This window comes from Nocardia sp. NPDC047654 (assembly GCF_043205035.1).
Taxonomy (GTDB): domain Bacteria; phylum Actinomycetota; class Actinomycetes; order Mycobacteriales; family Mycobacteriaceae; genus Nocardia.
The window spans coordinates 103,204-115,959 of record NZ_JBIDDF010000005.1; the positions used below are offsets into that span (position 1 = coordinate 103,204).

Consider the following 12,756-nt stretch of genomic DNA (forward strand, 5'->3'; position numbering starts at 1 on the left):
TGGCCGTGCGGGTGGCGCGGACGTGAGTAGGCCGCTACTCGAATCGGCTTGGCGCGCGCCGCAGTTCGATGCGATCGGGCCGGTTCGTCGCCTCCGCAAGGCGGGCGGAAGCGTTGTGGCCTGGGCGTTTCGTCTGCGTAAGTAGCCGTTCAGTCCGCGGTGCGCAGGGTGGTTCGCAGTACCGAAGTGACGATGGGCAGGTCGAATTCGCCCTCTGCTGTCTCCGGCTGCCTGCGCAGATAGTCCATGATCCGGTCGAGCAATTCGGCCCGTTCCCCGGGCGGGAGCACCAATGTGTGCGATTGCGTGCCGATCGTCGCCGTCAGGGACTCGGCCGTGCGCCGATGCCGATGCGGGAATGTCGATCGTTCGAACCCGTGCTCATCGAACAGCGGGTGCGTGGGCAGAACGATTTGTCCGCTCGGTGGCTGGGCCTCCGACACGCTCGACCGGTCGACCTCTTTCAGCCCGGCGACCCACTTCACCGAGTCGTCGGCGGTGTTCCACAGGGCCGCGAGAACGCCGCCCGGCCGCAGCACCCGGAGGAATTCCGGGTAGGCGCGGTCCAAGTCGAACCAGTGGAACGCCTGCCCGGCCATGATCGCGTCCACCGAATCATCCGGGAGCGGGATGGCTTCGGCCGTACCGGTGTGTGCGGTGACGTCCGGGCACCGGCGGATCAGTTCGGCGAGCATGTGCGTGTCGGGTTCCACCGCGATCACCGACGCACCGATGGCGAGAAGACCGCGGGTCAGTTTGCCGGTGCCCGCGCCGAGATCGAGGACGACCGGTGGTCTCCGATCGGCGACGCGAGCCAAAGCCCAGCGGATAGCCGCGGCCGGATAGTCGGGCCGGTGCTCCGCGTAGGCCGCGGCACGAGCGCCGAAGGAACCCGCCCTCCTGTTGTGCAGGGCGAGCGCCTCATCGGCATGGTCGTCCGGACTCCCCATCCGTCCCAGCTTACGGATGGGGAGCCGCGGCGGAACCTACGATGCGCCAGGGAGTCTGCGCACGCCCGCGCAGACTTCGGCGGCCAGGTCGTCGTATCCGACGGCCAGTTCGGCCAAGCGCTGCCAGGCGTCCCACAGATCCCATTCGGAGGCGCTGGCCAGCGCCGCATAGGCGTTCGCGGTGAACTGGGCCAGCCGGTCGATCACGGCGCCGACGGTCTCGGTATGCACGTGTGCCGCCCCATGTGCGGGCGGCAGCTGCACCGTGATCCAGCGATCTATGTCACGAATCAAGCTCGCGCGCAACGCGTCTATCTCGTCGAGCGAATCTTGTGCCGCGCCGAGCCTGCGTTCGTGCAGCGTGGTGAGTTCGTGCGCACTGCGCAGCAGCGGGTTGCTCTCCGGCAGTTCGCCTCGGCAGGCTTGCAGTACTTGATGTTTGGCGGGCAGTGCCCCGGTCGTCATCGTGCAGCCGTTCTCGTGCAGGAACGAACGGTGTCGACGATGGACGAGCCGGAAGGCCGGAAACCGTTCTGCGGAGCCACGATCCAGTGCCGGTAGTCGGAGTCGGCAGCAGCGGGGGAGGGCAGGGCGATCTCACCGCCGCTGGGCACGATCGAGACGTTCAGGCGGAACAGCTCGGCGAACAGCCGGACGTCGTCGGGTAGATCGGGGCGGGTCAGAAAGGTCCACCGTTTGGACCGGACGTGCGAGATGATCGGACCCAGACCGATTCGTCGATGGGTGAGATCGTCGCGCACTCGCTGCCCCAATGCGGCGGGCATCGTGATCGCGCCGACGAATCCGGCGCGTAAGACGATTCGGCCGATCTCCGGATGAACTCCGGCGGGCAGGTCGCAGGTGTGTCGATAGAAGGCGCATCGGGCGGTCGGGGTGTCCGCCAACGCCAGTTGGTCCATGGGGCCCTCGGGTAGCTTCGGGTGACTTTTTCCAAGCCGCTCGGACGGTACTGCGGCATCAGTGCTGTGATCCGGTACACCGTGCGAGCGTTGTTTCAGTAGAGCACTCCATGGAGCGGATCAAACATTCCGTTCAATTAGTTCTCCAGAAATTCGTTTGCGTGCTGGTTACCGGCGGGTGCGGTGACCGGCCGAGGGCGCGGCACAGCTCCCCGTTCACTTCGGCATACGCATGACCTGGTCAAATGACCGGTGGCGATGCGGGGTCGGGGCGCCGGGTATTTTGTTCACCGCCGCAGCGGACGCATGTGCTACCTTGCCGCAAATCTGCGCCGCGACAGGCGTATCCGGAGCCGGCCTCAGGGTGTCGTACGGAAGAACAGCACGCGGTCGCCGTGCTCGGACAGCGGCGTGTCGACACTGATCTGGCGCAGGCCACAGTCCGGCAGATAGGTGAGGTTGGCGAACACCTTGGTGTTGCCGAAGGCCGCGCGCAGCTTGCTCTCGGTCGCCCGGTCGGGGTTGTACAGAGCCAGCGTTTCGAAGTTCAGTGGCGCGAGCGGTTTCTCGAGGGGCGCTTGCCCGGCCGGACGGCCGAGCGCGGCGTACTGGGTGGCCGCGCCGTGCTCGTACCAGCACAGCTCATAGGCCACGTTCTCGGTCACCGTGATCGCCGCGACCGGCCAGTCCTGGGACAGGCGCAGTGCCAGCGGGTTTTTCGCCACCGGCGTGAGTTCCCAGTTCAGGCTCATGACCGTCACCCAGCCGCCGTAGGGCTGGTCGATCAGCACGATGTCGTCGCCGAGGGTGGGGGAGGTGTTCAGCTCGGGCTCGCGGATCTTCCACTTCGACTCGTGCGTACCGAGGTAACTCTCCCGGTCGAGGGGGTAGGCGTCGTCGACGGCATAGGCCGCGATGATCGCGGCGCGTACCTGGGCTATGGCGTCTCGTGCAGGCAAGTACACGCTCAGCGCGCCGAAGGTGGAGCCGATCTGCACGGGCGTGGCCGGCTGATCCTGTTCGGTACCGGGCGCGAGCGGGCGCAGGCCGACCAGGGCCAGCTTCCAGTTGATCTCCTCGACGGTCGACAGGTCGCCGGAGGACTTGAACATGACCTGTTGCTGGGTGAGCCGTCCCGCCTGTTCCAGCGTGCGGCAGCCCAGTTCCACCAGCGCCCGGTGCGACTTCGGGGTGAGATCGAGGTCCTGGATACCGCACGCGCGCAGCCGGATCGACATGGTGGTCGAGGTGAACGCGGCGTACCGCTCCCGGTACATGGCGATGGCCTGCTTGCGCGACCGGCCGACCATGAGCGTCCGCAGCAGCGTACTCAAACTGGCCAGGTACTTGCCGGACAGTTCCGGGTTCGCCGCGGCCAGGGCGGCGCGAATGCGGGCCGCCTCCTCGGTCGCGGCGACGGCGGCGTCCTGGTCCAGCCTGCCCAGCCAGACGCCGCATTTGGACAGACCGTCTGCGCACGGGCCCGCGACCTCGGGATGCTCGCGCGCCACTTGACGGTAGACGTCACAGGCACGACGGATCGTCGTGGTGGCCAGTTCCCTGCGGCCGCTGTGCCGTGCCGCCTGCTCGAAGGAGCGCAGGGCGTCGTTCAACTCACCCGCCAGGCGGGCGGTCAGCACTTGGCCCCTGGACAGCAGGCGCAAGCGGATCGCCACCGCTTCCTCGGCGGGCGCCAGCGCCTCCCGCGTGCGATCACGCATCGAACCATTGGTCTTGGTGGCGATCAGTCCCTTGGCGAGTTCGCCGAGGGAAGTGGCCAAGCGCAATTCGGATTCGACCGTACGGTCGAGTGCCGCATACCGATCCGCGGCGATCTGGCGCTCCATCGCGTCCAGATCCATCGCGCTCCTCGTTTCCAGCATGATCCTCCGCCAACGCGCGGCAACCGCGCAACATAACCTTCTGCGCACCGAGTTTGTCACGCTTGCCGCCTGCGCGCACCTGTATCCGGCCAGGCAGGCGGGGTCGTTCGGCGGACCGCCACCCGTGCGGCGGCTACTGGCGCGGCGGCAGGCATGATCGAGGGTTGTGCGAGCCCTATTGCAGCGCGTGAGTTCGGCGCGGGTGACTGTCGACGACCAGGTCGTCGGCCGGATCGACCCGGCGGCCGACGGTGTCCCGCACGGCCTGGTCGCCCTGGTCGGCGTGACGCACTCCGACACCGAGGTGACCGCGAGGGCCCTGGCCGACAAGGTGTGGCGGTTACGCATCCTCGACGGCGAGCGCTCGGCCGCGGATCTGCGCGCCCCGATCCTGGTGGTCAGCCAGTTCACGCTGTACGCGGACACGAAGAAAGGCAGGCGCCCGTCCTGGTCGGCGGCCGCTCCCGGCGCGATCGCCGAACCTCTTGTCGACGTCTTCGCGCACGCGCTGCGCGAACTCGACGCAACAGTCGCTACGGGGCGATTCGGCGCGCACATGCACATCGACTTGGTGAACGACGGCCCGGTCACCGTCATGCTGGAGTTGTGAACCGGATCTGGCCGACATCCTCGACGGCGTCCAGGAGCAGATGCGGATCATCGCACGGTCGCAGCAGGAGCGCGCCGAGTTGACCGGCCGCGCGACGGTGCGCGGCAAGCGGGTGACGGTGGTCGTGAACGCCGACAACACGGTCATCGAGAGCCGATTCGGGCCGAACATCGAAGACCTCGGCTCTGCCGAGATCGCCAAGGCGATCACCGACGCCGCGCAGCAGGCCGGCGCCGAGGTGGCCCGCAAGACCCGGGATCTGATGGCGCCCTGGACAACCATCGGGCGCGCGATGACCCGGAGCGCGTGCGCACGGCCCGCGCATTCGAGTCAGTTGTTCGGCCGCGGTGTGCGCAGGAACGCCGAGGGTGCCGCATGCGCCACCGCCGAAACCGGCACGGGCAGTTCGTCGTCCCAGCTGTCGACCCGCCGTTCGAACAGCGCGCGAGAAGGTCCCACCGCGAGCGGCCCCGCGATGCGCGCCAAGCGGAAGCCCGCCGAGCGGTAGTAATCGTGCAAGTCGGTATTGGTGGTCCAGGCGTCCAGCCGGACCCACTCGCGTTGCTGGTGACGGGCGAGCATGCCGGCGTGGGCGAGCATCCGGTGACCGACACGATGGCCCGCGAAACGCAGGTCCACGATCATGAAATGGACGATCACCGCGCCGTCGAGTTCCCACCGCGACCACAGACCGGCATCGGCGCGGTCGTTGACCGTGATGGTTCCCGCCGGCTCGCCCGCGATCTCGGCGATCCAGGTCTCACCGGCGTCCAGCGAGCGTCCGACGGCGCGGGCGAAGATCTCGATGGGCAGGCCGCGTCCGGCGACCGTCCACTGGTCGGAGCCGCGCGCGGTGAGCCATGCCGTGCGCTGCACGCGCAGGCGGCAGATCATGCCGAGATCTCCTATTGTCGCCTGGCGCAGCACGATCGTCATGGGCTAGGCCGAACCGGACCCGGGCGGATTGGCCAGCGTGTTCCGGATGACCGCGGTGCCCTCGGCATCGCCGAGTTCGTAGGCGAGCCGATTGCCGGTGGCCAGCGAGCGATGCCGCGTGGCCCGGGTGACCCGCTCGTGGGTGGCGCCGATACGTAGGTGGTCGAGCAGGATGGTGCCGGTGGCGACGCCGAGCACCAAGGCTTCCTCCGCACTGGCAGGCCGTGCGACGAGGGTGTCGCGGTGCGCGGTCTCGGCATGCCCCCGGTCGGCGAGGCGGCGGGTGGTGCCCTCCGGAATGTCGTGCGGGGAGTCGATCCCGGTGGCTTCGGCCAGGTCCCGGGGATAGAAGCTGACCTCCCACGACCACGGCTCGTGGTCGAGGAACTGGACAACGGTCCTGGCCAGCACCCAGGACTCGGGCGGTATACCCAGCCAACTCGCGACTTCGGGGCTGGCCGGTTCCATCTTCGCGCTGAACTCCTTCGACGGTTCCCGGCCCGCGGCCCGCGCGATCTCCTCGAAGATGTCGTGCGGTGTCTGCGGCCGGTCGGGACGGATAGAGTCGGTGACCACGGATTCCAGAACTTCTTGGTTTCGAACGATCGTCCCGCGGGAAGTAGCTGTATAGACCAGATTTTCGGTCACCAGCACCTGGATCGCGTTGCGAGCGGTGGTTATCGAGACCTGCATTTGATCGGCAAGCTCGGAATGACTGGGCAGTCGGTCACCCGGTTTCCACTTCGCTGCGCGGATCTCCTCGCGGAGGAGGTCTGCGATCCGGTGATACGTCGGACCGTCCGCCATCATGCTCCTCGGTTGGTCATGCAGGTAACGAAGTGTACTCTCCGTGACTCCCTACGGCCGGGTAACGCTTGACAGGTGCCTTCAGAGGTTTATTGTAATGAAGTCCTGATCCGGTGTTGTGCGGCGATGACGGCGAGGCAACGTGGCAGGTTCGGATACAACGGTCGTAATGACCCTCCCTGGCACACCGAGGTGTGTCGATCCTTCGGTGCGCTCTCCGGCACCGGGATTGCTTCCCACGTCCGACCTATTGGTCCGGGCGTGTCGCGGGCACCGGGTAGTCGGTGGCCCGCTCCTGTGGTTCGCTCGTGATCTGGCAGTGCTCCATGAGCGCCGCCTGGTCGGCCGCGGTGGATCGGTGGATACCGCCGTGGCGGTGATCCGCGAAATCGAGCGTCGCAGAGTCGAATTGGTGATGGCCATCGACGACTGGGTGATGCGCAGCGTGCCGCAGCATCGGCTCGGCGCCACGCTGCACACCGAAACGGTGGGCGCGGTGATCGATCGCCTCGCCGAGTCGTCGGTGCGCGCGCACCACGCGTTGATGACTCTGAACGCACACGACGAGCTGTTGCACAACGCATGGCATCATCTCGCCGAACTCGCGGACGCCTACGACGATCTGGTGCGCGACGTCCTGGCGGGCAGGCGGCGTCTGCCCGAGTGGTGAGCGGCTGATCCGTTCGCCCTTCTTGCCCGCCGGGCCACGGCCCGGCGGGTGTCAGGGTTGGTAGCGGCGGTGATCGGTGGCGAAGTCGTCCGCGACGGTCGCGGCCAGCTCGACGTAGGCCCGCTTGGTCTGCTTGTGCAGCCGGTGCAGATCGATCTCCGCGCCCTCGGACATATGCGGGTCGAACGGGATGATGTGCACCGCGCGGCACCGGGACAGGAAGTACTCCCGTAGCTGCTGGATACCGACATTCGGCGATCCGGCCCGCGGGGAGTTGATCACCACCACCGCGTTGCGCACCAAGTGGTCGTGGCCGTGCAGCGACAACCAGTCCAACGTCGCTGCGGCGCTGCGCGCTCCGTCGATGGCCGGCGAGGAGATCAGCACCAGCGAGTGCGCCAGGTCCAGTACGCCTGCCATGGCCGAATGCATGAGTCCGGTACCGCAGTCGGTGAGGATGATGTTGTAGAACCGCTGCAGGATCCGGGCGACCGCACGGTACTCGTCTTCGCTGAACGCCTCCGACGCGGCCGGATCGCGTTCGCTGGCCAGTACTTCCAGTCGGCTCGTCGCCTGCGAGGTGTGCCTGCGCACGTCCGAATAGCGCTGGATGGACGAATCCAGGAGCAGGTCGCGCACGGTGGACCTGGTTTGCAGCGGCACCCGCTGCGACAGGGTGCCGAAGTCGGGATTGGCATCCACCGCGATCACGCGGTCGCCCCGGATGGAGGCGAAGATGGAGCCGATACCCATTGTGGTGGTGGTCTTTCCGACACCACCCTTGAGCGAGAGCACCGCGATCCGGTAGTCGCCGCGGACGGGCTGCCTGATCCGCGCGACCAGTTCCTGGAGTCTGCGCTCCTCGGCGGACATGCCGGGGTTGATCGAGCCGCCGGACACGTGGTGCACCGCCTTGCGCCACCCGGATCCCGGCGCCTTCTTGGCCCGGCGCAGCGGCACGTTGTCGAGCGAGGGCTGCTGGAACGGCGCGCCCGGTGGCTGCGCCTGCGGCTGCGGGTAGCCCGGCGGCGTGCCCCACTGTCCGGGCTGCGGTACCGGTTGCCCAGCTGCCTGATGTTCGGGGTGATACTGCGGAGGCGCGGAATGCGGGCCTACCGGACCCGATTCGGGTGCAGGGGCCGGTGCGGCGGCATTGCCCCACTGGGCGGCGGGGGCCCGAGGTGGGAGACCCGGCGCCTGACCACTCGCGAATTGCGTTGGCGGACCGGCATATATGTCGCTCGCCGCGTGCGGGGCGCCCGCGTGGTAGGCCGTATCCGGCTGGTGCTGCGGAACCGGTTGTTGGTCGACGTTCGGTGCGTGTTCCACCGGCGCCTGCGGAACCGCCGGGTCGTTGGACTCGGCGGACAGCCGGTGCCGCCCGCCGCCGGCCACGGGGCGCGCCGACGCCGGACCTACTTCGGTCGCACTGGTCCAGTTCGGGGTCGAAGCGCCCGGATCACCCTGGACGCGAGTCGTGTTCGCCCACCCGGCCGCATCCGGTTGCGTGGCGCTTTCCGGCGCGGGGGCGGAGATAGGCGCAGCGCCGATCGCGGCGGCGCTGCGTGGTGCGGGCGAAACCGGGACTGCCCCACCCTGTTCGGCGTGCGGTCCGGTCGCGGCCGGCGCGGGGGCGGTTTCCACGACACCGTGCTCCGCGGGCCGCCGGTGCGATGCCGGTGCGGAATCGGCCGACGGACGGGATTCCTTCGCGGCGCTGTCGATCTGTGCCGCAGCGTCGTTCGGCGCGGGCGGGAGACCGGGCCGACCCGGACGACCGGTCTGTTCCGCCGCGGTGTGACCGAGCCAGGGTGGCGGGCCGTCCGTGCCGCGCGGCGACCGGTATTCGTCGTGTGCCGGAGCCGGTGCGGACGCGCCGCTGTGCGGTCGCTCGTGCGGCGCGGGCGGATCGGGCAGCGGTGGAAGACGGTGTGGTGTGTCCGTCGCGAATGCCTCGGCCTGCTCGGGCCGCGGCGCGCCGAGCCAGGGTGGCGGCCCATCCGGAGTTACCGCGGTGGGCCCGTGTGGCGCGGCCTGCGGGGTCTGCGCCGGACGGTCACCTCGGAGCGTCTGGTGGGCATCGATCGGGGGCGTGGCGTCGCTCGCGCCCGGTGTGGGGCCGCTCGATGATGCCGTCGGGTGCTGAACCGGTGACGTGCTCGGGATCGGCAGAGCCGCCGTGTCCTGGTCGTGCGCTCGCTCGGCCGGGCTTTCGCCGGTGGGTGCCGTCGCCGGGTCGACGGTGGGCGGTGGCGTGGGTTGTGCGCTCGTCGGCGTCGACGAGTACCCGCTCTGCCATGCCATGTTGTCCGAGGCGGACGGGGACGCGGCGGGGTATCCGCCGTGCGGCGGCGGAGCGGATATGTCGCTGCTCGTAGGAGCCGCGGGCTGGTGGCCGGTCGGCCACGTCTGATTCGGGCCGGTCGGCGGGATGTCCCGAGACTCGGTACCCGGCTGCGGCGCCTCGGCCGGTGGCGCCGGCGCGGCGGGGGTCTGGCCCGGTGGCGTGGACGCGGGCCACTGGCTCGGCCGCACCGCCGACAGCGCGGCGTCGAGCCGAGGGTTCCCGGTGGAGGGCCATCCGCCGTTCTGTGGACCGAGCGGAGGCCGGCCGGCAGCGGCCTGGTCGGGCGCGCTCTCGCCCCGCGAGGGCCGGGCGTGCTGGTCGGCCGGTGCCGGACCGGGCCGCTCGTCGGCCGATCGGCGCGGCGGCGGTGGCGGTGGCGGCAGATCCGGCCTGCCGGCCTGCTGGTCATTCGACCCGGCCGGGTTCGTGGCCCTGCTGCCCAGCGGCTGGAAACCGGGGGAGGGCTGTGAGGGGTTGCGGGTGGGCAGGCTGTGCTGCGGAGTGTTGTCGCGCTGGGGGGTGTGGTCGGGCTGGGGCGGCGCCTGCCACGAGTTGTCCTGCGCCGGGGGCGTGCGGTCGTAGCCGGGGTGCTGCCAGGACTCGGGCGGGACCTGAGCCGGCACGGGCTCGTCCGGGACCGGCGCGGGCGCGCGGTTCGCCTCGCTCTGAAGCTGTTCCTCGTCGGCGGCCCCCTCGTGCTTGTCGCGGCGCCAGCCTTTGCGGCGCTTCTCGGGGCGCGCGGCGTCCGGGCGGTCCGCCTCTGGCGCGCGGTTCTTGAAACGTCCGCGCCTGCGGCCGGGGGTTTCCTCGATGAGTTCTTCGTGCGGAAGGTTCTGTACCGGCGCTTCGTAGCCGCTCCGGCCGACCTCGCTCTCCGACAGCCAGGGCGGCAGCATGGGCAGGCCGTCGTTGCTACGGCTCACGACTGCGCCTCGCTGCCGCTCGGCGTGCCGACGACTCGCTCGCTGCGTTCACTCACGACTTCCCTCGCTGCCGCTCGGCTCGGTCGTGGCCAGGGGCGCTCTGCCGGTGACTCGCTCGCTACGCTTACTCACGGCCTCGCCTCCCTGCCGCTCGCTTCGACCCTGACCGAGGGCGCCTCCGCCGGTAGCTCGCTCGCTGCGCCGGCTCACGCATCCCCCTCGATCTGCTCGACCCAAATACCTGGACAGCGGCCAGTTTACGCGACAACCCGGCCCCGTCGCGGCGCAGCGCCCGAGGCCCGCCAGGAGTGGGAAGGCGGCTGCGAAACCCCAGGCGACACGGGTATACAGGGAGGCATTTTTGCCCGATCCGGAACGGATCGGTAAGCTGGAGCGGCGGTGCACCTACGCGCCGCCTGTTTGTGTGCGAGCGGTCCGCTCCGGCGGTCGATCCATCCGAGCAGACTCAGGCAAACAAACCAGGTTGAGCGTAACCGGGATCGCGGAGGACATGGCGAAGAAAGACGGGGCCATCGAGGTCGAGGGTCGAGTTGTCGAACCGCTGCCCAATGCGATGTTCCGGATCGAGCTCGAGAACGGGCACAAGGTTCTCGCGCACATCAGCGGGAAGATGCGGCAGCACTACATTCGCATCCTGCCCGAGGACCGCGTTGTCGTCGAGCTCTCGCCCTACGACCTGTCGCGCGGCCGGATCGTATACCGCTACAAGTGATCGCGCCCGGCGCGATCGGGTCGATGCGAACCCGGCAGTCCCGGCGTGAGCCGGGGCCGAGTCGAAAGACTCGCTACAGAACTTCCCCAGTCGCCGACTGGGGAAAAACTGTGTTCACACCCCTGTGAACCACAACAGATTGGACGGACGTGAAGGTTCAGCCGAGCGTCAAGAAGATCTGCGAGAAGTGCAAGGTGATCCGCCGTCACGGCCGGGTCATGGTGATCTGCGACAACCTGCGCCACAAGCAGCGCCAGGGCTGAGCGGAGGCGAGGGAGACCTCGTCCCACCCGCCCGAGGCTTGCCGAAGGCGCCGCTCGACGCGACACCAGCCAAGCACCGAACCGCAGTTCGGATTGGCAAGAAGAACTCCCAGCACCAGCCGCACGCTGCGGATATCAGGGTTCGCCCTGGGCGTGTGCGCCTACCACCGGTTCGGAGGCCGGTGCCCCACCAAGACGAGGGGACGGACAGGGAGCAGACCTCCGCAACGATTAAGGAAGCTGCCAGATGGCACGTCTCATGGGCGTCGACCTCCCGCGCGAGAAGCGCATGGAGATCGCACTGACCTACATTTTCGGCATTGGCCGTACCCGCTCCAAGGAGATCCTCGACGCCACCGGCGTCAGCCCGGACCTGCGTTCGAAGGATCTCAGCGACGACGATCTGACGAAGCTGCGTGACTACATCGAGGCTTCGGAGTTCAAGGTCGAGGGTGACCTGCGCCGTGAGGTGCAGGCCGATATTCGCCGCAAGATCGAGATCGGCTGCTACCAGGGCCTGCGCCACCGTCGTGGCCTGCCCGTGCGTGGCCAGCGCACCAAGACCAACGCGCGCACCCGCAAGGGCCCGAAGCGCACCGTCGCCGGCAAGAAGAAGTAGGGATAACCGATGCCTCCGAAGTCCAGGGCCTCCGGCCCCAAGAAGACCCAGAAGTCGCGTCGCCGGGAAAAGAAGAACGTCCCGCACGGCCACGCGCACATCAAGAGCACGTTCAACAACACGATCGTGTCGATCACCGACCCGAGTGGCAACGTCATCTCCTGGGCGTCGTCCGGGCACGTCGGCTTCAAGGGTTCGCGCAAGTCGACCCCGTTCGCCGCGCAGCTCGCCGCCGAGAACGCCGCCCGCAAGGCGCAGGAGAACGGCGTCAAGAAGGTCGACGTGTTCGTGAAGGGCCCCGGTTCGGGCCGCGAGACCGCGATCCGCTCGCTGCAGGCCGCAGGCCTCGAGGTGGGCACGATCTCCGATGTCACCCCGCAGCCGCACAACGGCTGCCGTCCGCCCAAGCGGCGTCGCGTCTAGCGGGAAAGGAATAGCGAACAATGGCTCGTTACACAGGCCCTATCACCCGCAAGTCGCGTCGTCTGCGCGTCGACCTCGTCGGAGGCGACCAGGCGTTCGAGCGTCGCCCCTACCCGCCCGGCCAGCACGGCCGCGCGCGGATCAAGGAGAGCGAGTACCTGCTCCAGCTGCAGGAGAAGCAGAAGGCCCGCTTCTCCTACGGCGTCATGGAGAAGCAGTTCCGCCGGTACTACGAAGAGGCCAACCGCCTCAAGGGCAAGACCGGTGACAACCTGCTGCGTCTGCTCGAGACCCGGCTGGACAACGTCGTGTACCGCGCCGGTCTGGCGCGTACCCGCCGCCAGGCTCGCCAGCTGGTCTCGCACGGCCACTTCCTGGTGAACAACAAGAAGGTCGACGTTCCCAGCTTCCAGGTCACCCAGTACGACATCATCGATGTCAAGGAGAAGTCGCTGGGCACCCTGCCGTTCCAGGTGGCGCGCGAGACCGTCGGCGACCGCCCGGTGCCGGGCTGGCTGCAGGTGATCCCGGGCCGGCTGCGGATCCTGGTCCACCAGTTGCCGGAGCGCGCCCAGATCGATGTGCCGCTGCAGGAACAGCTGATCGTCGAGTACTACTCGAAGTAATCGGCACGTGCTGCTGGTGTGTGGTCGCCCGGACACGGGCGGCCAC

At 68.6% G+C, this 12,756-nt stretch carries 14 protein-coding genes and 1 pseudogene; 8 read left to right on the forward strand and 7 right to left on the reverse strand.

Annotated features, from left to right (window positions below; translation table 11 throughout):
• Positions 1-149: 149 nt before the first annotated feature.
• The 4 genes from ACGF7Y_RS17605 to ACGF7Y_RS17620 all read right to left on the reverse strand — a co-directional run bounded on the left by ACGF7Y_RS17605 (position 150) and on the right by ACGF7Y_RS17620 (position 3,753).
• On the reverse strand, positions 150-950 hold the full coding sequence (locus tag ACGF7Y_RS17605; protein ID WP_393234837.1) for a class I SAM-dependent methyltransferase: 801 nt from the start codon (positions 948-950) through the stop codon (positions 150-152).
• Positions 951-986: 36 nt separating this feature from the next.
• The gene (locus ACGF7Y_RS17610) at positions 987-1,415 is read right to left on the reverse strand and encodes a DUF4254 domain-containing protein (protein ID WP_040864902.1); all 429 of its coding nucleotides are present in this window, start codon (positions 1,413-1,415) and stop codon (positions 987-989) included.
• Positions 1,412-1,870, reverse strand: coding sequence for a DNA-directed RNA polymerase subunit beta (locus tag ACGF7Y_RS17615; RefSeq protein ID WP_393234841.1), 459 nt, complete (start codon positions 1,868-1,870; stop codon positions 1,412-1,414). The genes ACGF7Y_RS17610 and ACGF7Y_RS17615 overlap by 4 nt, the downstream gene beginning before the upstream one ends.
• Positions 1,871-2,229: 359 nt before the next feature.
• Positions 2,230-3,753 (reverse strand): hypothetical protein, encoded by a 1,524-nt coding sequence (locus ACGF7Y_RS17620; protein WP_393234844.1) that lies wholly within the window; start codon positions 3,751-3,753, stop codon positions 2,230-2,232.
• Positions 3,754-3,919: 166 nt separating this feature from the next.
• Here ACGF7Y_RS17620 and dtd point away from each other — a divergent pair, with 166 nt between their 5' ends.
• Together dtd and ACGF7Y_RS17630 are read left to right on the forward strand one after the other, a co-directional pair.
• Positions 3,920-4,363, forward strand: coding sequence for a D-aminoacyl-tRNA deacylase (gene dtd, locus ACGF7Y_RS17625; RefSeq protein ID WP_393234847.1), 444 nt, complete (start codon positions 3,920-3,922; stop codon positions 4,361-4,363).
• Positions 4,364-4,403: 40 nt separating this feature from the next.
• Positions 4,404-4,628, forward strand: a pseudogene (locus tag ACGF7Y_RS17630) (YbaB/EbfC family nucleoid-associated protein); the annotation flags it as partial.
• 65 nt (positions 4,629-4,693) lie between these two features.
• Here ACGF7Y_RS17630 and ACGF7Y_RS17635 read toward each other — a convergent pair.
• Both ACGF7Y_RS17635 and ACGF7Y_RS17640 read right to left on the reverse strand, forming a co-directional pair.
• Positions 4,694-5,299 (reverse strand): GNAT family N-acetyltransferase, encoded by a 606-nt coding sequence (locus tag ACGF7Y_RS17635; RefSeq protein WP_393234850.1) that lies wholly within the window; start codon positions 5,297-5,299, stop codon positions 4,694-4,696.
• A 3-nt stretch (positions 5,300-5,302) separates the two neighbouring features.
• Complete coding sequence (locus tag ACGF7Y_RS17640) at positions 5,303-6,109, reverse strand: GntR family transcriptional regulator (protein WP_393234852.1); 807 nt, start codon at positions 6,107-6,109, stop codon at positions 5,303-5,305.
• A gap of 355 nt (positions 6,110-6,464) precedes the next feature.
• Between ACGF7Y_RS17640 and ACGF7Y_RS17645 the strand changes: the two genes are divergently transcribed.
• A complete protein-coding gene (locus ACGF7Y_RS17645) occupies positions 6,465-6,776 on the forward strand; it encodes a DUF4254 domain-containing protein (RefSeq protein ID WP_393234855.1) in 312 nt (103 codons plus the stop codon).
• Positions 6,777-6,827: 51 nt separating this feature from the next.
• Here ACGF7Y_RS17645 and ACGF7Y_RS17650 read toward each other — a convergent pair whose 3' ends face one another.
• Positions 6,828-8,420 (reverse strand): AAA family ATPase, encoded by a 1,593-nt coding sequence (locus ACGF7Y_RS17650; RefSeq protein ID WP_393235157.1) that lies wholly within the window; start codon positions 8,418-8,420, stop codon positions 6,828-6,830.
• 2,137 nt (positions 8,421-10,557) lie between these two features.
• On the opposite strand from ACGF7Y_RS17650, the gene infA reads away from it, so the two are divergent.
• The 5 genes from infA to rpsD all read left to right on the forward strand — a co-directional run bounded on the left by infA (position 10,558) and on the right by rpsD (position 12,710).
• Complete coding sequence (gene infA / locus ACGF7Y_RS17655) at positions 10,558-10,779, forward strand: translation initiation factor IF-1 (protein ID WP_003418601.1); 222 nt, start codon at positions 10,558-10,560, stop codon at positions 10,777-10,779.
• Positions 10,780-10,928: 149 nt separating this feature from the next.
• Positions 10,929-11,042, forward strand: coding sequence for a 50S ribosomal protein L36 (rpmJ, locus tag ACGF7Y_RS17660; protein WP_011207363.1), 114 nt, complete (start codon positions 10,929-10,931; stop codon positions 11,040-11,042).
• 247 nt (positions 11,043-11,289) lie between these two features.
• On the forward strand, positions 11,290-11,661 hold the full coding sequence (rpsM, locus tag ACGF7Y_RS17665) for a 30S ribosomal protein S13 (protein WP_040864911.1): 372 nt from the start codon (positions 11,290-11,292) through the stop codon (positions 11,659-11,661).
• 9 nt (positions 11,662-11,670) lie between these two features.
• Positions 11,671-12,084, forward strand: a complete 414-nt coding sequence (gene rpsK / locus ACGF7Y_RS17670) for a 30S ribosomal protein S11 (RefSeq protein WP_014349147.1) — start codon at positions 11,671-11,673, stop codon at positions 12,082-12,084.
• A gap of 20 nt (positions 12,085-12,104) precedes the next feature.
• On the forward strand, positions 12,105-12,710 hold the full coding sequence (rpsD, locus tag ACGF7Y_RS17675; RefSeq protein ID WP_043719990.1) for a 30S ribosomal protein S4: 606 nt from the start codon (positions 12,105-12,107) through the stop codon (positions 12,708-12,710).
• Positions 12,711-12,756: the final 46 nt, after the last annotated feature.

What these genes read in the sequence shown, in the direction of transcription:
- ACGF7Y_RS17605 (WP_393234837.1), bottom strand. Translation starts at nt 950, where the DNA reads ATGGGGAGTCCGGACGACCATGCCGATGAGGCGCTCGCCCTGCACAAC.
- ACGF7Y_RS17610 (WP_040864902.1), bottom strand. Translation starts at nt 1,415, where the DNA reads ATGACGACCGGGGCACTGCCCGCCAAACATCAAGTACTGCAAGCCTGC.
- ACGF7Y_RS17615 (WP_393234841.1), bottom strand. Translation starts at nt 1,870, where the DNA reads ATGGACCAACTGGCGTTGGCGGACACCCCGACCGCCCGATGCGCCTTC.
- ACGF7Y_RS17620 (WP_393234844.1), bottom strand. Translation starts at nt 3,753, where the DNA reads ATGCTGGAAACGAGGAGCGCGATGGATCTGGACGCGATGGAGCGCCAG.
- ACGF7Y_RS17635 (WP_393234850.1), bottom strand. Translation starts at nt 5,299, where the DNA reads ATGACGATCGTGCTGCGCCAGGCGACAATAGGAGATCTCGGCATGATC.
- ACGF7Y_RS17640 (WP_393234852.1), bottom strand. Translation starts at nt 6,109, where the DNA reads ATGATGGCGGACGGTCCGACGTATCACCGGATCGCAGACCTCCTCCGC.
- infA (WP_003418601.1), top strand. Translation starts at nt 10,558, where the DNA reads ATGGCGAAGAAAGACGGGGCCATCGAGGTCGAGGGTCGAGTTGTCGAA.
- rpsM (WP_040864911.1), top strand. Translation starts at nt 11,290, where the DNA reads ATGGCACGTCTCATGGGCGTCGACCTCCCGCGCGAGAAGCGCATGGAG.
- rpsK (WP_014349147.1), top strand. Translation starts at nt 11,671, where the DNA reads ATGCCTCCGAAGTCCAGGGCCTCCGGCCCCAAGAAGACCCAGAAGTCG.
- rpsD (WP_043719990.1), top strand. Translation starts at nt 12,105, where the DNA reads ATGGCTCGTTACACAGGCCCTATCACCCGCAAGTCGCGTCGTCTGCGC.